The sequence below is a fragment of the Mesorhizobium sp. M0626 genome, assembly GCF_040320665.1.
Lineage (GTDB): Bacteria > Pseudomonadota > Alphaproteobacteria > Rhizobiales > Rhizobiaceae > Mesorhizobium.
The window spans coordinates 68,304-89,813 of sequence record NZ_JAMYQD010000013.1 but is presented as its reverse complement, the minus strand read 5'-3'; the positions used below and the strand labels follow the sequence as shown (position 1 = coordinate 89,813).

The following is a 21,510-nucleotide window of genomic DNA, read 5'->3' as shown; positions in this document are numbered from 1 at the left end:
CTCAAACGTCAGTGCCCGGAGCGGTCAGGCGGGCTGCAGATCGCCCGACAGCGCCAGGTCGGCTTCCTCGGACAATGTGCCGGCCATGGCGGCGGCGAACTTGGTCTGGTCGAGTTCGCCTTCCCAGCGCGCCACAACGATCGTCGCCACTGCATTGCCGACGAAGTTGGTCAGCGCCCGGCATTCCGACATGAAGCGGTCGACCCCTAGGATCAGCGCCATGCCGGCAACGGGTACCGTAGGCACGACAGAGAGCGTGGCGGCCAGCGTGATAAAGCCGGCGCCGGTGATGCCGGCGGCACCCTTGGAGCTCAGCATGGCAACCAGCAGCAGCAGAATCTGGTCGCCATAGGTGAGCGGCGTATCGGTCGCCTGGGCGATGAACAGCGCCGCCAGCGTCATGTAGATGTTGGTGCCGTCGAGGTTGAAGGAATAGCCGGTCGGGATGACCAGGCCGACCACCGAGCGGTTGCAGCCGGCGCGCTCCATCTTGGCCATCAGGCCGGGAAGAGCGGCTTCCGAGGACGAGGTGCCGAGCACCAGCAGCAGCTCTTCCTTGATGTAGCGGATCAAGGCGAGGATCGAGAAGCCGTTGTACCAAGCGACAGCGCCGAGCACGACCAGCACGAAGAGCAGCGACGTCAGGTAGAAGGTGCCGATCAGAAAGGCGAGGTTGGCAATCGCGCCGATGCCGTATTTGCCGACGGTGAAGGCCATGGCGCCGAAGGCGCCGATGGGGGCGGCCTTCATCAGGATGGCGACCAGGCGGAAGATAGGCGAGGTCAGCGCCTGCAGGAAATCGACGACCGGGCGGCCGCGCTCGCCGACCAGAGCGAGAGAGATGCCGAACAGCACCGAGAAGAACAGCACCTGCAGGATGTCGCCTTGCGCGAAGGCGCCGGTGATGGTGTCGGGGATGATGTTGAGCAGGAAGCCGACGATGGTCGTGTCATGCGCCTTCTCGGTGAAGGTGGCGACCTTCGAGGGGTCGAGCGTCGCCGCATTGATGTGCATGCCGGCGCCCGGTTGGACGACGTTGGAGACGACCATGCCGACGACCAGCGCCAGGGTCGAAAAGACCAGGAAATAGATCATCGCCTTGCCGGCGACGCGGCCAACCTTTTTCAGGTCGGAGACGCCGGCAATGCCTGTGGTCACCGTCAGGAAGATGACCGGCGCGATCACCATCTTGACCAGCTTGATGAAGGCATCGCCGAGCGGCTTCAGCGAAGCACCGAGTTCGGGATAGAAATGACCGAGCAGGATGCCGGCGGCGATCGCCGTCAGGACCTGCACGTAGAGATGACGGTAAAAGGGTAGCTTGCCGCGCGGTTCGGCGGCAGCGAATGCTGGCTGCATGACGTCCTCCATGGCGCCCCGATCGAAAGCTCGACCTCCCGGGGCAAGTTGTTTCCGCAGCCTCGCGACTGCTGTACTGGTCACTGCAACTGCCGTGCCAGACTGAGCGGCATTACCGTATCCATTGATTTTGTTGGAGATCTTTGTCGACCGAGCTGGTGCGCCGCAACCGCAAGTGCGGACATCCGCATGACTGAATTGTGCTTTGTGCGAAATCATGCACAAATAGGGAATGCTGCAACGCCCTGCCGCGGTCCTGTCGCCGACGCCCGAGCAACTCGGCAAACGCGCGCGTCGCGCCTGGCTGCTGTTTGCGGCGATCGCGCTGGTGATCGTTGCCACGGCGCTCACCGGCGCCGGCCTCTACTCGCGCCGCGCCGAGGTCGCGGCACTGGCGGCGCAAGGCCGCACCGATGCCAATCTGAAGGTTGCGTTGCTGCGCGCCGTGCTGGAAAGCCCGCGGGCGCTGCCGCTGCTCTTGTCCGAGGACCAGCAGGTGCATGACGCCCTGCAGAACAAGGGCGCTGTCACGATCGACGTGCTCAACCGCAAGCTCGAAGGGCTGGTCTCCGGCACCAAGGCTTCGGTGCTTTACGTCACCGGCGTCGACGGGTTTGCGATCGCCTCCAGCAACTGGCGCGAAACAACCAGCTTCGTCGGCAACGACTATGGTTTCCGCGCCTATTTCTCCGGCGCCATGCAATCGAGAACGGCCGAATATTTTGCGCTGGGCAACATCAGCAAGCGCCCGGGCCTCTATATTTCGCGTCGCGTCGGCAATGCGGCGGCACCGCTCGGCGTCGTCGTCGTTAAGATGGAATTCGACCAGCTTGAAGCCGACTGGCATGAGGCCAACCGGCCGGCCTATGTCAGCGACGACCACGGCGTCGTGCTGATCACCAGCGTGCCGTCCTGGCGCTTCATGACCACCGCGCCGCTGACCGGCCCGGTGGCTGCCGCCATCCGGAGCAGCCAGCAATTCGGCAACGCGCCGCTGATCCCCTTGCCGATCACACGCCCCGAGGCATTGAGCCCTGACGTGTCGATGGTGCATGCGATAACACCGGGCGGCAGCGATGCCGAATATCTCAGGCTTTCGACACTGGTCCAATCGACGCCATGGCGGCTCGATTATCTCGTGCCGGTCGAAGCGCCGATCGCGGCTGCGGTGCGTGAGATGCGGCTGCTGGCGCTGGGCGTCGTGGTGCCGTTGCTGGCGCTGGCCGGCTATCTCCTGTGGCGCCGTCAGTCGGCGCAGATGCGCATCGCTGCCGAACAGGCAGCGCGCATCGAGCTTGAGCGCCGCGTCGTCGAGCGTACGCATGACCTCAGCCTGGCGCGCGACCGGCTGCAGGCCGAGATCACCGATCACCGCAGCACCGAAGCCAAGCTGCAGGTCATGCAGCAGGAATTGGTGCAGGCCAACCGTCTTGCTACCCTCGGCCAGGTTGCCGCCGGGGTCGCGCATGAGATCAACCAGCCGGTGGCGACGATCCGCGCCTATGCCGACAATGCGCGTGTGTTCCTGGAGCGCAAGCAGACCGCCTCGGCCGAGGAGAACCTTGGCGCGATTGCCGCGCTGACCGAGCGCATCGGCGGCATCACCGAAGAGTTGAAGGTCTTTGCCCGCAAGGGGCGCACGGCAGCCGAACCGGTCGAATTGCGCGGCGTCATCGAGGGCGCCGTGGTGCTGCTCAGAAGCCGCTTTGCCGGTCGGCTGGACGCACTCGATATCACGCTTCCGCCGGTAACGCTCAAGGTGATGGGCAACCGGCTGCGGCTCGAACAGGTGCTGATCAACCTGTTCCAGAATGCGCTGGAAGCGCTGGACGGGCGCGACGGCGCCAGGGTGCAGGTGTCGGCCCAGGAGACGGCCGACGGCGTGGCGCTTGCCGTCGCCGACAATGGGCCGGGCATTTCGCCTGCCATCCTCAAGTCATTGTTCACGCCGTTCAACACCTCGAAGGAAAAAGGCCTCGGGCTCGGCCTCGTCATCTCGCAGGACATCGTCGCCGACTATGGCGGACGCATCGAGGTGGCGAGCGACCAGGCCGGCACGCGCTTTACCATTCACCTCGCCAGGGCAGCATGATGGACACCGCACCGGTCGTATTGATCGACGACGATAGCGAATTGCGGAGGGCCACGCGGCAGACGCTGGAACTCGCTGGTTTTTCCGTCTCGGCCTTTGCGGTGGCGAACGAGGCGCTGGCCGGGCTCGACGCCAATTTTCCCGGCGTGGTGGTGTCCGACATCCGCATGCCCGGCATTGACGGCCTGCAGCTCTTCGACCGCGTCTTGCAGCTTGATGCCGACATTCCGGTAATCCTGGTCACCGGGCATGGCGACATCGCGGTTGCGGTCAAGGCGATCAAGGATGGCGCCTACGACTTCATCACCAAGCCTTTCGCCGCCGACCGGCTGGCGCAAAGTGTGGCACGGGCGGCGGAAAAGCGCCGGCTGGTGATGGAGAACCGCGCCTTGCGCGAAAGCGCCGAACAGGCGCAGGACGGCCTGCCGCTGATCGGGCAGACGCTGGCGATGGAGCGATTGCGCCGGACGCTGCGGCAAATCGCCGATACCGATGTCGACGTTCTGGTGACCGGCGAGACCGGCTCCGGCAAGGAGGTGGTGGCGAGCCTGCTGCATCGCTGGAGCCGCCGCGCCAGGGGCAATTTCGTGGCGCTGAATTGCGGCGCGCTGCCGGACACGGTCATCGAAAGCGAGCTGTTCGGCCATGAGGCCGGCGCCTTCACCGGCGCACAGAAGAAGCGCATCGGCCGGATCGAGCATTCGAGCGGCGGCACGCTGTTCCTCGACGAGATCGAAAGCATGCCGGCCTCGACCCAGGTGCAGATGCTGCGGGTGCTGGAAATGCGCGAGGTGACGCCGCTCGGCACCAATGAAATCCGGCCGGTCGACCTGCGCGTCGTCGCCGCCGCCAAGGTCGATCTCGGCGACGCCAGCCAGCGCGGCGCCTTCCGCGAGGATCTCTACTACCGGCTCAATGTGGTGACGATCTCGATCCCGCCGCTGCGCGAACGCCGCGACGACGTCGCCCTGCTGTTCTTCTACTTCGCCGAGCGTGCAGCCGGCCGCTTCCGCCGGCAAATGCCAGCCGTGCCTGCCTCAGTGCACCGCCATCTGAGCCAGCACGACTGGCCGGGCAATGTGCGTGAACTCGCGCATTTCGCCGAGCGTTTCGTGCTGGGACTCGAGGAAGCGGCGCAAGCGCCACCTTCCGCCCCGGCGGAGCCGGATGACGCCAGCTCACTGCCGGAACGGCTGGAACGCTATGAAGCCAATGTCATCCGCGAGGCGCTTGGCCGCAATGACGGCGATGTCCGGCGCACGATTGAAGCGCTCGGCATTCCGCGCAAGACCTTCTACGACAAGCTGCAGCGGCACCGCATCGTGCGCAGCGATTTTTCCAGGTAATTCATTTTCCAGGTATTCAGGCGTGTGGACCCGAAAGCAGGGTAGATTTTGTGAACCGGCGCAAAAAAACCGTGGCAAGTCGGCATCAGAAAGTGTTGAAGACCGCATCGGCGGCCTTCGGCACGGCGCGATCCGGTTGCGCTCGGCAGATGTTGATGATTTGTTGCCGGTCAGCGGAGAATGAATGATGCGAGAACCTGTCGGTCAAGATGAATATGGATCGACCAACCCGTTCGATCCGGACGATCTGACGAATTTGAACGCGATCGGCCCGGCCATGGGCGGCGGCAACGACTTCGAGAAATACGCCGTTGCCGTGATCATCGTCTTCGGCGCGCTGATCATTGGCGGGCTGATGGCCGCTTCCATGACCTTTGGTCACCGGAACGGCTTCCTGTTTGCGCTTGGCGGCGCAACCGCGGCCTGGATATCGGGCAATGCGCTGCTCCTCGACCGTCCCCGCATCTACGCGGCGTTCGTCGTGATCGCGGCGCTGATGCTCGTCGGGTCGACGCTTACGCTCGTCCTCTGATCAATCTCTTGTTTTGATCAGTAGCCAATCGCCTCGCCGGATGCGGCGCGGCTGTCGATGGCGCCGTTGTAGCGGGCGCCGCCGCCCTTCTCGATTTCCGCCAGGCTCTTGCCGCCGACAAGAATGCCGGCCGCCTGACCCCAGGTAGAATCCGCGAGATCGAGGTGGTAGCCCATGCCGGCCAGCAGTTTTTCAGTGTCGGGCGACAGGCCGAACGGTTCGACATAGATCGTGTCGGGCAGCCATTGATGGTGGATGCGCGATGCGTCGATCGCCTCCTGGATGTTCATGCCGTGGTCGATGACGTTGACGATGGCTTCCAGCGTGATGGTGATGATGCGCGAGCCGCCGGGGCTGCCGATAACCATGAACGGCTTGCCGTCCTTGGCGACGATGGTCGGGCTCATCGATGACAGCGGCGTCTTCTTCGGCTGGATGGCATTGGCCTCTCCCTGCACGAGACCGTAGAGGTTGGGCACGCCAGGCTTCTGGGTGAAATCATCCATCTCGTTGTTGAGCAGGATGCCGGTGCCGTCGGCGACCACGCCGGCGCCGAACGAACCGTTCAGCGTATAGGTGACCGCGACCGCATTGCCGTCATCGTCGATGATTGAATAGTGCGTCGTTTCCTTCGACTCGCCGAAGCCCTTCGGCATCAAATCCTGCGAGACGCCGGCGCGGAACGGGTCGATCTTGTCGCGGATCTCCTTGGCGTAACCCTTGTCGAGCAGTTTCGAGACCGGATTGTCGACGAAATCGGGATCGCCGAGCGCCGAGTTGCGGTCCACATAGGCGTAGCGCATCGCCTCGACCATGACATGCACGGTCTCGGCCGAGCGGGCGCCGAGATAAGACAGCGGGTAGCCCTCCAGCACGTTGAGGATTTCGCAGATGATGACGCCGCCGGAGCTTGGCGGCGGCGAGGACGTGATCTCATAGCCCCGATAGGTGCAGCTCACCGGTTGCAGCTCGCGTACCTTATATTGCTCGAAGTCTGAGTTGGCCAGAATGCCGCCCTTGGCGCCGCTCGCCTTGACGATGGCGTCGGCGATGGCGCCTTTGTAGAAGGCGTCGGCGCCTTTTTCGGAGATGGCGGCGAGCGAGGCTGCAAGATCGGGCTGGAGGAGACGCTCGCCGGCGCCATAGGGTTTGCCGTCCGGCTTCAGGAAGATGGCGGCGGCGGCAGGGTCCTTCGCCAGCCGTGCGGCATTGCTCGCGAATGAAGCAGCGTCGCCCTGGTCGAGGATGAAGCCATCCTTGGCATAGGCAATTGCCGGCGCCATCAAATCCTGGCGTGGCAGCGTGCCATATTTTTCACGAGCCATCTCGAACCCTGCCACGGAACCCGGTACGCCGACCGCAAGGTAGCCATCAAGGCTGGCGCCCTTCACCGGATTGCCGTCCTTGTCGAGATACATGGTCTTGGTTGCCGCCAGCGGCGCGCGCTCGCGGAAATCGAGGAAGGTCGATTTGCCGTCCTTGAAGCGGATGGTCATGAACCCGCCACCGCCGATATTGCCGGCATTAGGGTAGACGACGGCGAGCGCATAGCCGACGGCGACCGCCGCATCGACGGCATTGCCGCCCTTCTTCAGCACCTCGACGCCGGCTTCCGACGCCAGATGCTGGGCGGTGACGACCATGCCGTGCTCGCCCTTCGCCGGTTGTGGCGAGGCGGCATGGAGCGCGCCGGATGGCGCGAGCGCAATTGCGAGCGAAAGGGTGACGCCAATCAGCGTCCGGCGGGTCAAGGGCATGGCGGTGCTCCAAGTGCGGTGCCTAGAAGAGCTACATGGAGCGGCCGAGTCCATCATCAATATGAGCGAACACATATTGATGTTCGCCTGCCGGCAGAGGCAAGCTGATCTCCCCCCTGTGGTGGAGATTAGCCAATCTCAAACAATCCCGCCTGAACCGCCCACAACCGCCGGCCGTTCCGCCGCGACCTTCGCCCGGTAGCCCGCCGCGCGATATGCGGCGACTGGATCGATGGCGCCGCCTGTGTTCAGCCGCGCCATGGCAAGGATCGGCTCGACATCGGTGCGGTAGGCAGCTTTCAGCGTCTGCGTCGCCATCAGCGCATCATTGCCGTCTTGGAAACCCTCGAGCGCCTTGCGGTCGACCAGCAGCGCCTGCGCATAGGCGCGCTGCACCTCGACCGCCGACAGCATCAGGCTTTCGATCGGATCGGTGACGTTGTGGCTCTGGTCGAGCATGTGGGCGGGATCGAAACCCTCGGCGCCGGACAGCTCGGCATCGACCAGTTCGTTGAAGACCAGGAACAGCCGATAGGGATCGATCGAGCCGGCATCGAGATCGTCGTCGCCATATTTGGAATCGTTGAAGTGGAAGCCGCCGAGTTTCTTGAACTGGATCAGCCGCGACACGATCATCTCGATGTTGACGTTGGGCGCATGGTGGCCGAGGTCGACCAGGCAGTAGGCCTTGTCGCCCAGCTCCTTGGATATGAGGTAGTTGGTGCCCCAGTCCTGCACGACCGTGGAGTAGAAAGCCGGCTCGTACATTTTGTGTTCGGTGAACAGTTTCCAGTCGGCGGGCAGTCCGGCATAGATCTCCTTCATCGCGTCGAGATAGCGCTCGAAGGCTTTGGCGAAATTGACCTGGCCGGGGAAATTCGAGCCGTCGCCGATCCACACTGTTAGCGCCCTGGACCCCAGCGTCTTGCCGATCTCGATGCATTCCAGATTGTGCTCGACCGCCTGGCGGCGCGTGCCGGCATCGGCATGCGACAGCGACCCGAACTTGTAGGACAGTTTTTGGTCCCTGGCATCCGAGAAGGTGTTGGAATTCATGGCGTCGAAGCCGAGGCCGAAGCGCGAGGCCGCCTGCTTCAGCCGGTTCGGATCGGCCTTGTCCCACGGTACATGCAGCGAGACGGTCGGCGTCGCCTGTGTCAGTTGGCTGATGACGGCGCAGTCCTCGATCTTGTCGAAAATGTCGCGCGGCTCGCCGGCGCCGGGAAAGCGGGCAAACCGCGTGCCGCCTGTGCCGACGCCCCAGGACGGAATGGCGACGGCGAATTTCTCGACCTTGTCGCGGATGGCATCGATGGCGATGCCGCGGCGGTCGAGGCGTTCGCCGAGCGACGCGTAGTCGCGCTCGAGGTCGGGTTTGCGCTGGGCGTTGTGGCTGGAGACGAGATCGGCGGCGATGATGGTTTCGGACAAGTGCTATTCCTCCCAATGCGTTCAGTCAGCGCTGCCCTTCATCCGGCCCTTCGGGCCACCTTCTCCCCGTATAGTGACGGGGAGAAGAGAAGCGCTCCGCCCTTAACTCAGCGCGTAAAGCTCTGCGCGTTGCCGGCGTCGACGTTGATGATGTTGCCGGTGGATTTGGCCGACATGTCGGACGCCAGGAAATAGATCGCTTCGGCGATGTCTTCGGGAAACACCGAGCGCTTCAGCATCGAGCGCGAGCGGTAGTGTTCTTCCAGATCGTCGGTCGACATCTTGTAGGCGGCGGCGCGCTGTTCCTTCCACTCGCCGGTCCAGATCTTCGAACCGCGCAGCACGGCGTCCGGATTGACGACGTTGACCCGGATCTGGGCTTCCGCGCCTTCCAGCGCCAGGCAGCGGGCGAGATGGATTTCGGCCGCCTTGGCGGTGCAATAGGCGGCGGCATTGGGTGACGCGGCAAGACCGTTCTTGGAGGCGACGAAGACGACATTGCCGCCGATCTTCTGGGCCCGGAACAGCCGGAAGGCTTCGCGCGAGACCAGGAAATAGCCGGTCGACAATATGTCCATGTTCTTGTTCCACAGCGCCAGCGTCGTCTCCTCGATCGGCGCCGAGGAGGCGAGGCCTGCGTTGGAGACGAGAATATCAATGCCGCCGAACTCGACGGCTGTCTGGGCGAAGCCGGAAATCACCTGCTCCTCCGCGGTGACGTTGATCAGCACCGGCCGGACGAAGTCCTTGCCATAGGCTTTCGCCAGTTCGTCGTTGGCGTTGGCAAGTGCGGTCTCGTCGATATCGGCCAGCACGACGCAGGCGCCTTCGCGCAGCAGGCGATTGGCGGTGGCGCGGCCGATGCCGCCGGCGCCGCCGGTGACCAGCGCGATTTGGCCGGCGAGCGACTTCGGCTTCGGCATGCGCTGCAGCTTCAAATCCTCGAGCAGCCAGTATTCGATGTCGAAGGCCTCCTGCGCCGGCAGGCCGACATAGGACGAAACGGTCGAGGCCCCGCGCATGACATTGATGGCGTTGACGTAGAATTCGCCAGAGATGCGGGCGGTGGCCTTGTCGCCGGCGAAGGTGAACATGCCGACGCCGGGCATCAGGTAGACCACGGCGTTGGGGTCACGGATCGGGGGCGAGTCCGGATGCTTGCAGCTGTCGTAATAGGCCTGGTAGCCGACACGGTACTCAGCAATATCGTCGGCGAGGCGCGCAATCACGGCTTCGACGTCGGGCTTCGCTGGGTCGAACTCGATAACCAGCGGGCGGATTTTTGTGCGCAGGAAATGATCCGGGCATGAGGTACCGAGTGCCGCCAGCGGGCGCAAATCCCTGGAGTTGACGAATTCGAGCACAGCGGCGGAATCGTCGAAATGGCCGAGCTTGTGGCTCTTCTCCGAAATCAGGCCGCGGATCCTCGGCATCAGTCTCGCCGCGATGGCGCGGCGCTCAGCGGCGTCTAGCGATTTGACGACTTCGCCGCCGAAGATGGCGAGACCCTCGGAGCGGCGCTCGAACCATTCGATCGCCTGGTTGATGACCGAGATCGTCGTCTCATAGCACTCCTTGGGTGTGTCGCCCCAGGTGAACAAGCCGTGGCTTTCGAGGATGACGCCCTTGGCCTCGGGGTGTTCGACGCAGAATTTCTCCAGCCAGAGGCCAAGTTCGAAGCCCGGCCGCTTCCACGGCAGCCAGCCGATGGCGTCACCGAATATCTCCTTGGTCAACGCCTTGGAATCCTTGGCCGCGGCAATCGCGATAATGGCATCGGGATGCATGTGATCGACGAACGGCTTCGGCACATAGGCGTGCAGCGGCGTGTCGATCGAGGCCGCGCGCGGGTTGAGATTGAAGGTGCAGTGGGGAAGATAGCCCACCATCTCGTCCTCATGCGCGACGCCGCGATAAAGGCCTTTCAGCGCCTGCAGTTTGTCCATGTAAAGCGTGGCGAAACCGTCCAGCTTGATCGAGGCGCTGTCGCCGCCCGAGCCCTTGACCCATAGCACTTCGACTTCGGCGCCGGAGAGCGGGTCCTTCTGCCGGATCTTGGACGAGGTGTTGCCGCCGCCATAATTGGTGACACGCTTGTCGGAGCCGAGCGTGTTGGAGCGATAGACCAGAAGCTCAGGCTCGCTCAGCCCCTTGGCTTTAGCATCGTCCCAAAGGTTGGCAAGGCGCGAGCCGGAGCGCTTGTCGAGCATGATTATCCTCCCTGGGACGCAAAAGGCGCGGTCCATTTTGCCGGAAATGTCTACGCAAGCATCTCGGTTGTCAATCATAAACGATCAAGATCGATCATATTGCACTGCACAATGAAATTATATGAGCGGAAATGATTGACACTGGTGGTTTTCTAGTGCCTCATGACCATGCAGGGAGGAACCATGCACGAAAAAGAGCGCCACAGGATCATTCTGTCCGCCGTCCAGGAAAAGCCTGTGGTGACGGTGCAGGAGATGGTCGACCTGACGGACTCCTCCGAGGCGACGATCCGGCGCGATATCGCGGCTCTTCATGTGCAAAAGCGCCTGCGTCGCGTGCGTGGCGGCGCCGAGGCGATCTCGCCACCGCAGTTCATCGGCCTCGCCGGCCGGCCCTTTTCCGTCAACGAAACGCTTAACGCTTCGCAGAAGCGCGCGATTGCGCGCGAAGCGGTGGAGCTGTGCAAGGACGGCGAACCGATCATCATCAATGGCGGCACCACCACCTTCCAGATGGTGCATTTCCTGACCGGACGCCGCATGCCGATCTTCACCAATTCGTTCCCCATCGCCGAGCACCTGCTCAAGCATTCGAAGAACACCGTCATGCTGTCGGGCGGCACCATCTACCGCGAGCAGAACATCATCCTCTCGCCCTTCGACAATGACGTGACGCGTAGTTTCTACGCGCGCCGCATGTTCATGGGCGCTCAAGGGCTCGGGCCGCTTGGCCTGATGGAAGGCGACCCGCTGCTGATCCAGGCGGAGCAGAAACTGATCGACCAGGCCGACGAACTGGTGGTGCTGGTCGACTCATCGAAATTCCGCCAGCGCTCGAGCCTGATCCTGTGCGGGCTCAAGCGCATCGCCACCGTCATCACCGATGACGGCATCGAGGATCGCGAAGCCAACATGCTGGAGGCCGCGGGTGTGACGCTGATCGTCGCCCGCAAGTCGGCAAAGGAAGAATCCTCGCTGCAGGCCTGAGGCCAACCGCAGCGACGATGGAATGCAACGCTCAAGGGAGGAAATACGATGAGCTTTCTGAAGAAATTGATGGTGACGGCCGCGTTCTCGGCCGCCATGTTCGTGAATGCCGCCTATGCCGAGAACGTCAAGATCGCGCTGGTGGTGAAGTCGCTCGGCAACGGCTTCTTCGACGCCGCCAACAAGGGTGCCGAAGAGGCGGCCAAGGAACTCGGCGATGTCGACATCATCTACACCGGCCCGACCAAGGCGACCGCCGAAGCGCAGATCGAAGTGGTCAATTCGCTGATCGCGCAGAAGGTCAACGCCATTGCGATTTCGGCCAATGACGCCGACGCGCTGGTGCCGGTGCTGAAGAAGGCGATGGAGCGCGGCATCACCGTCATCTCGTGGGATTCGGGCGTCGCCAAGGAAGGCCGCCAGCTGCACCTCAACCCGTCCGACACCGGCCTGATCGGCGAGACCATCATCAAGCTTGCCGCCGACTATCTGCCGGAAGGCGGCGAAGTCGCCATTCTGTCGGCTTCGTCGACCGCGACCAACCAGAACGCCTGGATCGACGCGGCCAAGAAAATCCTGCCGGAAAAATTCCCCAAGATCAAACTCGTCGCCACCGTCTACGGCGATGACGATTCGGCCAAGAGCACCGACGAAGCCAAGGGCCTGCTGAAATCCTATCCGAACCTCAAGGCGATCATCGCGCCGACCACCGTCGGCGTCGTTGCCGCTGCCCAGGTCGTCACCGACGCGAACCTGATCGGCAAGGTCAATGTCACGGGTCTGGCGCTGCCGTCGGAGTTCAAGAAGTTCATCGACAACGGTTCCAGCCAGGCGGTTGCCCTCTGGAATCCGATCGACCTCGGCTACTCCGCCGTCTACCTCGCTCATGATCTGGCGGTGAAGAAGGAAGAGGCAAAGCCGGGCGCAACGCTGTCGATCGGCCGCGTCGGCAAGGTCACGCTCGATGACAGCAACTCGGCTGCGATGGCTCCGCCCTTCCAGTTCGACAAGTCCAACATCGAAAAGTTCTCCAAGATCTATTGATCTCGGACGTCTCGGACCAAGCGCGGCGGGACCAAAAACCCGCCGCGACTTTAAACGGACCTTGTTTCAGGGCTTGATACGGATATGGACACGACAGCCCAGCACGGCATTGCGAAGGAGGAGCCCACGGGTCCTGCCCCGCGCCTGACGCTGTCCGGCGTCTCCAAAAGCTTTCCCGGCGTGCGCGCGCTGCACAATGTCAGCCTGTCGCTTTACCCCGGCCAGGTTACGGCGCTGATCGGTGAAAACGGTGCCGGCAAGTCGACGCTGGTCAAGATCATGACCGGCATCTACCAGCCCGACGCCGGCACGATCAGCATTGACGGCCAGGCCGTCACCCTGCCCAGCGCGCATGCCGCCTTCGGCCACGGCGTCACCGCCATTCATCAGGAAACCGTGCTGTTCGACGATCTGAGCGTCGCCGAAAACATTTTTCTCGGCCATGCGCCGCGCACGCGGCTAGGCACCATCGACTGGCGCACCATGCGAAAACACGCGCGCGAAGTGCTCGACACCATGCATGCCGGCCATATCAACGCCGATGCGCGGCTGAAAGACCTCGGCATCGCCAACAAGCATCTGGTAGCGGTTGCTCGCGCGATGTCGATCGATGCGCAGATCGTCATCATGGATGAGCCGACCGCAGCCCTTTCGATGAAGGAGATCGAGGAGCTTTTCCTGCTGATCGAATTCCTCAAGGAGGAAGGCAAGGCGATCCTGTTCATCAGCCACAAGTTCGACGAGATCTATCGGATCGCCGATCGCTACACCGTGTTCCGCGACGGCGAGATGGTTGGCGAGGGCCTTATCAAGGATACCGGCCAGAGCCAGATCGTGCGCATGATGGTCGGCCGCTCGGTCGATCACATCTTTCCGCAACGCAAGGCCGAGATCGGCGCGCCGGTGCTGTCGGTCGCTGGCCTTTCGCACCCGACCGAATTCAACGACATCGGCTTCGAACTGCACAAGGGCGAGATCCTCGGTTTCTACGGCCTTGTCGGCGCCGGGCGGTCAGAGGTGATGCAGGCGATATCGGGCATCACCCGCATATCGGGTGGAACGATCACGCTGGAAGGCAAGACGATCACGCCGAAATCGGCGGCGGATTCCATCGAAGCCGGCATCGTCTACGTGCCGGAGGAACGCGGCAAGCAGGGCGTGGTGATCGGCCTGCCGATCTTCCAAAACGTCTCGCTTCCCTCGCTCAAGCGCACCTCCAAATCCGGCCTGCTGCGATTGTCGGACGAATTCGCGCTCGCCCGCTCCTACACCGAGCGGCTAGACCTGCGCGCCTCGTCGCTGAGCCAGGATGTCGGCACGCTGTCGGGCGGCAACCAGCAGAAGATCGTCATCGCCAAATGGCTGGCGACAGCGCCCAAGGTGATCATCCTGGACGAGCCGACCAAGGGCATCGACATCGGCTCCAAGGCCGCCGTGCACGGCTTCATGGCGGAGCTCGTCGCGCAGGGCCTGTCGGTGATCATGGTGTCGTCGGAACTGCCGGAGATTCTGGGCATGTCCGACCGCGTCGTCGTCATGCGCGAAGGGCTGGTTGCGGCGGTCTACGATAGTAAGGGGCTGGACGCCGAAACGCTGGTCCGGACGGCAGCGGGGATCGCGGCATGAAGGCTCTCCTGAAATTCCGCGAGATCTGGCTGGCAGCGGCGATCGTCGTTTTGATTGCTCTGATCTCGACGCGCTTCCCGGCCTTTGCCGACCCCGGCAATCTCGCCCAGGTGTTCAACGACACCTCGATCCTGATGATCCTGGCGCTGGGACAGATGGTCGTCATCCTGACCCGCTCGATCGACCTGTCGATGGCCTCCAACCTGTGCTTCACCGGCATGGTGGTGGCGATGCTGAACGCCGCACATCCGGCGATCCCGATCCCGCTGCTGATCGTCATTGCGCTGGCCGTCGGACTGGTGCTCGGCGCCATCAACGGCCTGCTGGTGTGGCGGCTGAACATCCCTTCGATCGTGGTGACATTGGGCACGCTCACCATCTATCGCGGCGCCACCTTCGTCCTCTCCGGCGGCGCCTGGGTCAATGCCGACAAGATGAGCCCGGACTTCATCGGCTTCCAGCGCGCAGCTTTCCTGGGCATTCCGGTTCTGTCCTGGATCGCCATACTGGTCATCGCGCTGTTCTTCGTGGTGATGACGCGAACCGCGCTTGGCCGTTCGATCTATGCCATCGGCGTCAACCCGACGGCGTCGGTCTATGCCGGCATCGATGTCGGCCGAACCAAATTCATCGTCTTCTGCATTTCCGGCATGATCGGCGGGCTCGCCGGTTATCTCTGGATTTCTCGTTATGTCATCGCCTCGGTCGAGGTCGCCAATGGCTATGAACTCAATATCATCGCCGCCTGCGTCATCGGCGGCATTTCGATTGCCGGCGGCATCGGCTCGGTCGGGGGCGCGGTGTTAGGGGCGCTGTTCCTCGGCATCATCTCCAACGCACTGCCGGTGATCAACATCTCGCCCTTCTGGCAGATGGCGATTTCAGGCAGCGCCATCATCCTGGCCGTCGTGCTCAACGCGCGCGGCGAACGCCAGCAGGGGCGGATCATTCTGAGGAAGGCGGAGGCGGCATGACCGACACCCCCGCCCCGCGCCACATTCCCGACCGGCTCGACAAGCCGCTCTCTTCAGCGATCTTTTCCTGGGAAGCGCTGCTGGTCTTCGTGGCGGTCGCCATCTTCGCCATCAACAGCTTCGCATCGCCCTATTTCCTCGATGCCTATTCGCTGTCGGACCTGACCTTCAATTTCACCGAGAAAGGCCTGATCGCCTTCGCCATGGCGCTGCTGATCATTTCGGGCGAGATCGACCTGTCGGTCGCCGCCATCATCGCGCTCGCCTCGACCATGATGGGCATGGCGGTACAGGCCGGCGCCGACACGCCGGTGCTGGTGGCTATCGGCATCGTCGTCGGGCTCGGTTGCGGCGCCTTCAACGGCCTGTTGGTGACGAGGCTCGGCCTGCCGTCCATCGTCGTTACCATCGGCACGATGAGCCTGTTTCGCGGCATTGCCTTCATCATCCTCGGTGACCAGGCCTACAAGGGCTATCCCGAGAGCTTCGCCTTCTTCGGCCAGGGTTACGTCTGGTGGGTGGTGTCGTTCGAACTGGTGCTCTTCCTCATCGCGGCCGTCGCCTACTGGTTCCTGCTGCATCGCACCAGCTTCGGCCGCCGTGTCTTTGCCATCGGCAACAATCCGGTCGCGGCACAGTTTTCCGGCGTTCGCGTCGGCCGCATCAAATTCATCCTGTTTTGCCTGACAGGGCTGATGGCCGGCATCGCCTCGGTGCTGATCACCTCGCGGCTCGGCTCGACGCGACCGTCCATCGCGCAGGGTTACGAGCTTGAGGTCATCACGATGGTGGTGCTGGGCGGCGTCAGCATTCTGGGTGGCTCCGGCAGCATTGTTGGCGTCGTGCTCGCCGCCTTTATCATGGGGCTGGTGACCTTCGGCCTCGGCCTGCTGAACGTGCCCGGCATCGTCATGTCGATCTTCATCGGCCTGCTCTTGATCGTCGTCATCGCGCTGCCGATCGTCTGGCGACAGCTGCGTGGTAACAGCTGATGCCTGAGAAATACGCCTTCAAGATGCAGCTCAAACCCGGCATGAAAGCCGAGTACAAAAAGCGCCACGATGAGATCTGGCCGTCGCTGGTGGCGCTGCTGAGAGAGGCCGGCGTCGCCGATTATTCGATCCATCTCGATGAAGACACCAACATCCTGTTCGGCGTGCTGTGGCGGCGGGACGACCATGGCATGGCCGACCTGCCGAGGCATCCGGTGATGCAGCGCTGGTGGGCGCACATGGCCGACATCATGGAGACCAGGCCGGACAACCAACCGGTGGCCATCCCCCTGGAAACAATGTTCCATATGGCATGAGTGCGCTGCGCCACATCGCCGTCATCGACATCGGCAAGACCAACGCCAAGGTGGCGCTGGTCGATCTCGTCACGCTGAGCGAGGTGGGGTTGCGCCGCATGGCGAACGCGCCGCTGCGACAAGCGCCCTATCCGCATCACGATGTCGAGGCGCTGTGGACGTTTATCCTCAACAGCCTTGCCAGCCTCGACCGCGAACAGCGTATCGACGCGATTTCGATCACCACGCATGGTGCGACCGGCGTGCTGGTCGACGCCGCGGGCGAACTGGTGCTGCCTGTCCTCGACTATGAGTTCGACGGCCCCGACAGGCTGGCTACAGAGTATAGTGCGATCCGTCCGCCCTTCATTGAGACCGGGACGCCGCGCCTGCCGCTCGGCCTCAATCTCGGTGCGCAATTCTTCTGGCTTGAGAAGCGTTTTCCCACCGAATTCGCCAGGGCCGCCGCGATGCTGATGTATCCGCAATACTGGGCGCTGCGCCTGACCGGCGTTGCCGCCAATGAGGTGACCTCGCTCGGCTGCCACACCGATCTGTGGAGCCCTTGGGAGGCGGACTTTTCCTCGATGGTCGACAGGCTGGATTGGCGCAGGCTGATGGCATCGGTGCGGCCGGCCAGGGACCAGCTCGGCCCGATCCTGCCGGCGCTTGCCGCGCGCACCGGGCTCGATCCGCAGACCCCGGTTTTCTGCGGACTGCACGATTCCAACGCCTCCCTATTGCCGCATCTTCTGTCCGACGAGCCGCCCTTCTCGGTCGTCTCGACCGGCACCTGGGTGGTATCGATGGCGGTCGGCGGCAGAGAGATTGCGCTCGATGCTGCGCGCGACACGCTGGTCAATGTCAGCGCGCTTGGCGCTCCCGTCCCCTCGGCGCGGTTCATGGGTGGCCGCGAGTTTTCCCAGCTGACCAAGGACAAGCCGCAGGACTGCAGCGGCAGCGAGGTGCTGGCCGTTCTGACAAAAAAGATGCTGCTTTTGCCTTCTACCCAGCAGGGATCAGGTCCGTTCCCGCACCATGCCGCGGCATGGCTTGGTGCCGAGGGCATCAGCAAAGGCGAGCGGTTCGCCGCCATTTCCTTCTATCTGGCACTGATGACGGCGACCTGCCTCGAGCTGATCGGCGCCGACGGCCCGACCACCGTGGAAGGACCGTTTGCTCGCAACCGGCTCTTTGTCGGCATGCTGGCGGCAGCGACCGCGCGCATCGTCATCGCCTCCGAGGCGGCCACCGGCACCAGCATCGGCGCGGCACTGCTCGCATCCGATCAGCCAGTGACGCACGGCAAGGGCGAAAGAATTGAGCCGCAGACCGACCCGGTCTGGGCGGCCTATGTCACCGCGTGGCGCGCGGCAGTCGACGCGCAAGGCTGATCACAAAATCCGCTTCCCAAAGGCCGACATGACGAAGTTGACGGCGTCGGCGCCGATCCGCGGCTCCAGACCGGCGGTCAGCCCGGAAACATCCATCGACAGCAGACCGCCGGACAGCGAGATCGCCTCCATTGCCTGATGCGTCTCGCGCACCGTCAGCCCGCCCGAGCCCGCAGCCCAGCCGGTAAATTCGGTCGCCGTCGGCGAATAGCTGACGTGAAAGCCCTGCGTGCCCGACGTCGCGATGCGGATCGCCTCATGCATGAGGTCGCGCATGCCCATGGCGTCGATGTCGGTCATGGTGAAGGCCGAGACACGCGAATCCTTGAGCACCCTTGCCTCCGCCGGATCGGCATGGCGCAGGCCCACGATGACGATATTTTCCGGCGACAGCTGCGGCTGCAGCGCGCCGGGCTTGTGATCGAGACCGAGCGCGCGGGCCAGCACCGAGACTTCAGGCATGTCTTCGGCCTCCTCGTCCTCGGGCATCAGGGCGGCGAGGGAATCGATCCAGATCAGGCCAAAGGAATGCGTCGCCCGCGCCGTTGCGGTCAGCGCCTTGTGGGCGATACGGCGATCTGCGCCGGCGGCGAGACGGACGAGGCCCGAGGGCGGCCGCTCGACGTCGGCGAGTTCGACCACGTCGAAATTCATTGCCTCCAGCCGCGCGCCGGTTCCCTCGCGGGCGATAATCCCGCCGGCTTCCGGTTCGGCCGAGATCGACACCATCTTGCGGCCGGAGAAATCCGCGACGTCGTGCATCGGCGCCTTCTCGACATATTCCGAGGTCATCGCCAGAAGCATGGCGCCATAATTCATGCGGAAGGCGACGCGGTCGCCGACGGTGGGTCGCGGATCGGCATCCTGCACATCGAGCAGCAGATGGTCGCTGGAAGCGCCGAGCACCCTCACCCCTTTGGCGATCGGCGTCAGCCCTTCCACCAGCACGTCCTCGCGGCCTATATTGGCGATGGCGCGCAGCCGGTCGCCCTCGTCGGCAAAGACCGGCTGGTTGCCGAAGGCGTCGTAGCCGGATGTGCCGATCGGCCGCGAAGGCTTGAGTTTGACCTCGATGATGTCGCTGGTCAGCCGGCAGGCATCGGGTTCGAGTTCGGGCCACGGCACGTCGCGAAAGGTTTCGACACCGCCTTGCAGGATCGCCTCGCCCACGCGCAGATTGTTGATGCCGGGCGGCAGCTTGCCTTCGAGCAGCAGCGTCAGCGATGACGAGGCGCCGCCGGAAATGAAGTCGAGGCTTTTGCCGGACAGGCGCTCGGTTTTGTAGGCATGGGCGACGAGTTGGCCAAGGTTCTCCGGGGTCGGCATTATGGCGCCGAAGCAGCCGAGATTGGTGCCGATGCCGGCGATGCGCACGCCCTTGAATTCCAGGATCTGCTCGACGGTGGGGATCAGGTCGCTTGGCCAGATGCCTTCGCGGAGATCGCCGAGATCGATCATCAGCATGATGTCGTGGACGCGGCCCATGCGCTCGGCAATGCGCGATATCTCGCGGATGGTGGTCAGTTCCGACTGCAGGCTGATGTCGACGGTGCGCACGACCTCCTCTACGCGCGCCATGGGCGGGCTGCGCAGCAGCATGACCGGCGCATTGATGCCGCTGTCGCGCAGCCGGCGGATGTTTTCGAAGCGCGATTCCGCGATGCCGGCAACACCGCCGCGCAGCATGGCCCGCGCCACTTGCGGCATGCCGCATGTGCCCTTCGTAACTCCGAACACCTTGATGCCGGACAGCGCGCAGCGCTCGACGATGGTGCGGGCGTTGCGCTCGATGCGGCCAAGGTCGATAGCGACTTGCGGTCCCGACATTTCGTCACTCAGGGTTTGTAGAATCTGTCAGCCAGATGCATCTTCCAGATCGTCGTACGATATTTGTCAAACTTTGCGCAGTGACGGCCTCAATGTTGGAAACCAGAGCAATTGTATGTGGGCACGTCTTTCGATCGGAGAGGCCGGTGACGCTGGTCGTTCATCATTTCGATGGTGAGTGGCAACTGACCTGCGGCGAACATGATCATCCCGCGGACTGTGGAGATTTCGAAGTTATCGGTCTCGGCCATTTGACCGCCAGGCAGGAAAACTTGGCACAGATTGGCCAGCTTGAGCGCGGATGGCTTGCCGAATGGGTGCACGGCGAATGGACTCGATGCCAACACGACGACTAGAGCTCCCTCAGTTCCCGTAGACCAGCCCTTGCGGGTCGATCTCCGGCTTGCGGCCGGCGACGAGGTCGGCCAGGAACTTGCCCGAGCCGCAGGCCATGGTCCAGCCGACATGGCCGTGGCCGGTGTCGAGGTAAAGGTTCTTGTATTTCGCCTTGCCGATGACCGGCACCGAGTTGGGCATCATCGGCCGCAGACCTGCCCACAACAGCGCCTTCTTCTCGTCGAAAGCGCCAGGGAAAAGGTCTTTGCCGGTGCTCAGCATAGACTTGAAGTCGCTGGGCTTGAAGCTGCGGTCGAAGCCGGTGAACTCGGCTGTCGAGGACATGCGCAGGCGGTTTCCGAGCCTGGAGTAACCAACCAGCCGGTCCTCGTCGGCGCCGCCCATGGTCGGTCCCTTGCTCTCGTCCTCCAGCGGGATGGTCGCGCTATAGCCTTTAACCGGATAGACGGGCAGGTCGATACCGTAGCGGCGGCCGATCAGGCCGCTCTCGGGGCCCATGGCGATGACGACGGCGTCGCCCGTCACCGGGCCGGCCGACGTCATGACCGCACGCACCCAGTCGCCCTCTATGTCGAGCCCCTCGACCGTGGTGTCGAACAGGAATCTGACGCCGAGCTTTTCGGCGGCATAGGCGGCCAGCCCATCGACGAATATCCTGGAATCGCCGGTCTGGTCGATTGGCGAATAAACGCCGCCGGCGATCTTTTCCTTCACTCCGGCGAGCCCGGGCTCAAGTTCGACCAGCCGGTCGCGGCCGACGATCTCGATCGGCAGGCCATGCTTTGCCAGAAACTGGTAGTTGTCGGTGCCGGTGTCGAGACTGTGCTGCGAGCGGAAGAAATAAAGAATGCCCTTCTTGCGCTCGTCATAGTGGATGCCGGTGGCGTCGGAGAGCGCGTTGATGCAGTCGCGCGAATAGAGCGCCAGGCGCAGTTTGACCTGGCTGTTGGCGCGCAGCCGGGCCACGGTGCACTGGCGCAGGAAACGCAGGCTCCAGGCGAGGAAATAGGGATCGAAGCGCAGCCTGACCTTGATGCCGAGATCATGGTTCCAGAGAGCGCGCAGGAAGGTCTTCAGCGCCGCCGGCGACGCCCAGGCGGTGGCGTCGCCCGGCGACACCAGACCGGCATTGGACTGGCTGGTGCCGCGCGCCGGCGCCGGATGGCGCTCGATCACGGTGACCTCATGGCCGTCGGCGGCCAGATAATAGGCGGCCGCGGTACCGACAACGCCGGCTCCAAGCACCGTTATCTTCATGCCACCCCCTCTTCGCGGCACAGCGCCTC

The 21,510-nt window shown here is 63.4% G+C and carries 17 protein-coding genes; 11 read left to right on the top strand and 6 right to left on the bottom strand.

Annotated elements, in window-relative coordinates; all coding sequences use genetic code 11:
- Positions 1-24: 24 nt before the first annotated feature.
- Positions 25-1,359, bottom strand: coding sequence for a dicarboxylate/amino acid:cation symporter (locus tag NKI37_RS17985; RefSeq protein WP_023669669.1), 1,335 nt, complete (start codon positions 1,357-1,359; stop codon positions 25-27).
- A gap of 232 nt (positions 1,360-1,591) precedes the next feature.
- Here NKI37_RS17985 and NKI37_RS17980 point away from each other — a divergent pair, with 232 nt between their 5' ends.
- The 3 genes from NKI37_RS17980 (at position 1,592) to NKI37_RS17970 (ending at position 5,329) form a co-directional block, all read left to right on the top strand.
- Complete coding sequence (locus NKI37_RS17980) at positions 1,592-3,451, top strand: sensor histidine kinase (RefSeq protein WP_023669668.1); 1,860 nt, start codon at positions 1,592-1,594, stop codon at positions 3,449-3,451.
- Positions 3,448-4,797, top strand: coding sequence for a sigma-54-dependent transcriptional regulator (locus NKI37_RS17975; protein WP_027049383.1), 1,350 nt, complete (start codon positions 3,448-3,450; stop codon positions 4,795-4,797). The genes NKI37_RS17980 and NKI37_RS17975 overlap by 4 nt, the downstream gene beginning before the upstream one ends.
- Before the next feature lie 184 nt (positions 4,798-4,981).
- On the top strand, positions 4,982-5,329 hold the full coding sequence (locus tag NKI37_RS17970) for a hypothetical protein (RefSeq protein ID WP_032885862.1): 348 nt from the start codon (positions 4,982-4,984) through the stop codon (positions 5,327-5,329).
- A gap of 17 nt (positions 5,330-5,346) precedes the next feature.
- Here NKI37_RS17970 and ggt read toward each other — a convergent pair whose 3' ends face one another.
- The 3 genes from ggt to NKI37_RS17955 all read right to left on the bottom strand — a co-directional run bounded on the left by ggt (position 5,347) and on the right by NKI37_RS17955 (position 10,727).
- Positions 5,347-7,086, bottom strand: a complete 1,740-nt coding sequence (gene ggt / locus NKI37_RS17965; RefSeq protein WP_023669665.1) for a gamma-glutamyltransferase — start codon at positions 7,084-7,086, stop codon at positions 5,347-5,349.
- A gap of 138 nt (positions 7,087-7,224) precedes the next feature.
- Positions 7,225-8,517, bottom strand: a complete 1,293-nt coding sequence (rhaI, locus tag NKI37_RS17960; RefSeq protein ID WP_027049381.1) for an L-rhamnose catabolism isomerase — start codon at positions 8,515-8,517, stop codon at positions 7,225-7,227.
- A 107-nt stretch (positions 8,518-8,624) separates the two neighbouring features.
- Complete coding sequence (locus NKI37_RS17955) at positions 8,625-10,727, bottom strand: bifunctional rhamnulose-1-phosphate aldolase/short-chain dehydrogenase (RefSeq protein ID WP_023696671.1); 2,103 nt, start codon at positions 10,725-10,727, stop codon at positions 8,625-8,627.
- 183 nt (positions 10,728-10,910) lie between these two features.
- On the opposite strand from NKI37_RS17955, the gene NKI37_RS17950 reads away from it, so the two are divergent.
- The 7 genes from NKI37_RS17950 (at position 10,911) to NKI37_RS17920 (ending at position 18,040) form a co-directional block, all read left to right on the top strand.
- A complete protein-coding gene (locus tag NKI37_RS17950) occupies positions 10,911-11,714 on the top strand; it encodes a DeoR/GlpR family DNA-binding transcription regulator (RefSeq protein WP_027049380.1) in 804 nt (267 codons plus the stop codon).
- A 48-nt stretch (positions 11,715-11,762) separates the two neighbouring features.
- Positions 11,763-12,758, top strand: a complete 996-nt coding sequence (rhaS, locus tag NKI37_RS17945; protein ID WP_023669661.1) for a rhamnose ABC transporter substrate-binding protein — start codon at positions 11,763-11,765, stop codon at positions 12,756-12,758.
- An 84-nt stretch (positions 12,759-12,842) separates the two neighbouring features.
- Positions 12,843-14,384 (top strand): sugar ABC transporter ATP-binding protein, encoded by a 1,542-nt coding sequence (locus NKI37_RS17940; RefSeq protein WP_023711392.1) that lies wholly within the window; start codon positions 12,843-12,845, stop codon positions 14,382-14,384.
- Complete coding sequence (locus NKI37_RS17935; RefSeq protein WP_023681925.1) at positions 14,381-15,358, top strand: ABC transporter permease; 978 nt, start codon at positions 14,381-14,383, stop codon at positions 15,356-15,358. The genes NKI37_RS17940 and NKI37_RS17935 overlap by 4 nt, the downstream gene beginning before the upstream one ends.
- Positions 15,355-16,350 carry an ABC transporter permease gene (locus NKI37_RS17930; protein ID WP_023681926.1) on the top strand — a complete coding sequence of 332 codons (996 nt, stop codon included), beginning with the start codon at positions 15,355-15,357 and terminating at the stop codon, positions 16,348-16,350. Before NKI37_RS17935 ends, NKI37_RS17930 begins: the two co-directional genes overlap by 4 nt.
- On the top strand, positions 16,350-16,667 hold the full coding sequence (rhaM, locus tag NKI37_RS17925; protein WP_352789792.1) for an L-rhamnose mutarotase: 318 nt from the start codon (positions 16,350-16,352) through the stop codon (positions 16,665-16,667). Before NKI37_RS17930 ends, rhaM begins: the two co-directional genes overlap by 1 nt.
- The gene (locus NKI37_RS17920; protein WP_023740724.1) at positions 16,664-18,040 is read left to right on the top strand and encodes an FGGY-family carbohydrate kinase; all 1,377 of its coding nucleotides are present in this window, start codon (positions 16,664-16,666) and stop codon (positions 18,038-18,040) included. The genes rhaM and NKI37_RS17920 overlap by 4 nt, the downstream gene beginning before the upstream one ends.
- Here the strand turns inward: NKI37_RS17920 and NKI37_RS17915 are convergent, their stop codons facing one another.
- The gene (locus NKI37_RS17915) at positions 18,041-19,867 is read right to left on the bottom strand and encodes an alanine racemase (protein WP_352789789.1); all 1,827 of its coding nucleotides are present in this window, start codon (positions 19,865-19,867) and stop codon (positions 18,041-18,043) included.
- 146 nt (positions 19,868-20,013) lie between these two features.
- Here NKI37_RS17915 and NKI37_RS17910 point away from each other — a divergent pair, with 146 nt between their 5' ends.
- Positions 20,014-20,223 carry a hypothetical protein gene (locus NKI37_RS17910; protein ID WP_023745309.1) on the top strand — a complete coding sequence of 70 codons (210 nt, stop codon included), beginning with the start codon at positions 20,014-20,016 and terminating at the stop codon, positions 20,221-20,223.
- Between the two features lie 7 nt (positions 20,224-20,230).
- Here the strand turns inward: NKI37_RS17910 and NKI37_RS17905 are convergent, their stop codons facing one another.
- Positions 20,231-21,481, bottom strand: a complete 1,251-nt coding sequence (locus NKI37_RS17905; protein WP_023669653.1) for a D-amino acid dehydrogenase — start codon at positions 21,479-21,481, stop codon at positions 20,231-20,233.
- Positions 21,482-21,510 lie beyond the last annotated feature (29 nt).

What these genes read in the sequence shown, in the direction of transcription:
- NKI37_RS17985 (WP_023669669.1), bottom strand. Translation starts at nt 1,359, where the DNA reads ATGCAGCCAGCATTCGCTGCCGCCGAACCGCGCGGCAAGCTACCCTTT.
- NKI37_RS17980 (WP_023669668.1), top strand. Translation starts at nt 1,592, where the DNA reads ATGCTGCAACGCCCTGCCGCGGTCCTGTCGCCGACGCCCGAGCAACTC.
- NKI37_RS17975 (WP_027049383.1), top strand. Translation starts at nt 3,448, where the DNA reads ATGATGGACACCGCACCGGTCGTATTGATCGACGACGATAGCGAATTG.
- NKI37_RS17970 (WP_032885862.1), top strand. Translation starts at nt 4,982, where the DNA reads ATGATGCGAGAACCTGTCGGTCAAGATGAATATGGATCGACCAACCCG.
- ggt (WP_023669665.1), bottom strand. Translation starts at nt 7,086, where the DNA reads ATGCCCTTGACCCGCCGGACGCTGATTGGCGTCACCCTTTCGCTCGCA.
- NKI37_RS17955 (WP_023696671.1), bottom strand. Translation starts at nt 10,727, where the DNA reads ATGCTCGACAAGCGCTCCGGCTCGCGCCTTGCCAACCTTTGGGACGAT.
- NKI37_RS17950 (WP_027049380.1), top strand. Translation starts at nt 10,911, where the DNA reads ATGCACGAAAAAGAGCGCCACAGGATCATTCTGTCCGCCGTCCAGGAA.
- rhaS (WP_023669661.1), top strand. Translation starts at nt 11,763, where the DNA reads ATGAGCTTTCTGAAGAAATTGATGGTGACGGCCGCGTTCTCGGCCGCC.
- NKI37_RS17940 (WP_023711392.1), top strand. Translation starts at nt 12,843, where the DNA reads ATGGACACGACAGCCCAGCACGGCATTGCGAAGGAGGAGCCCACGGGT.
- NKI37_RS17935 (WP_023681925.1), top strand. Translation starts at nt 14,381, where the DNA reads ATGAAGGCTCTCCTGAAATTCCGCGAGATCTGGCTGGCAGCGGCGATC.
- NKI37_RS17930 (WP_023681926.1), top strand. Translation starts at nt 15,355, where the DNA reads ATGACCGACACCCCCGCCCCGCGCCACATTCCCGACCGGCTCGACAAG.
- rhaM (WP_352789792.1), top strand. Translation starts at nt 16,350, where the DNA reads ATGCCTGAGAAATACGCCTTCAAGATGCAGCTCAAACCCGGCATGAAA.
- NKI37_RS17920 (WP_023740724.1), top strand. Translation starts at nt 16,664, where the DNA reads ATGAGTGCGCTGCGCCACATCGCCGTCATCGACATCGGCAAGACCAAC.
- NKI37_RS17915 (WP_352789789.1), bottom strand. Translation starts at nt 19,867, where the DNA reads ATGTCGGGACCGCAAGTCGCTATCGACCTTGGCCGCATCGAGCGCAAC.
- NKI37_RS17905 (WP_023669653.1), bottom strand. Translation starts at nt 21,481, where the DNA reads ATGAAGATAACGGTGCTTGGAGCCGGCGTTGTCGGTACCGCGGCCGCC.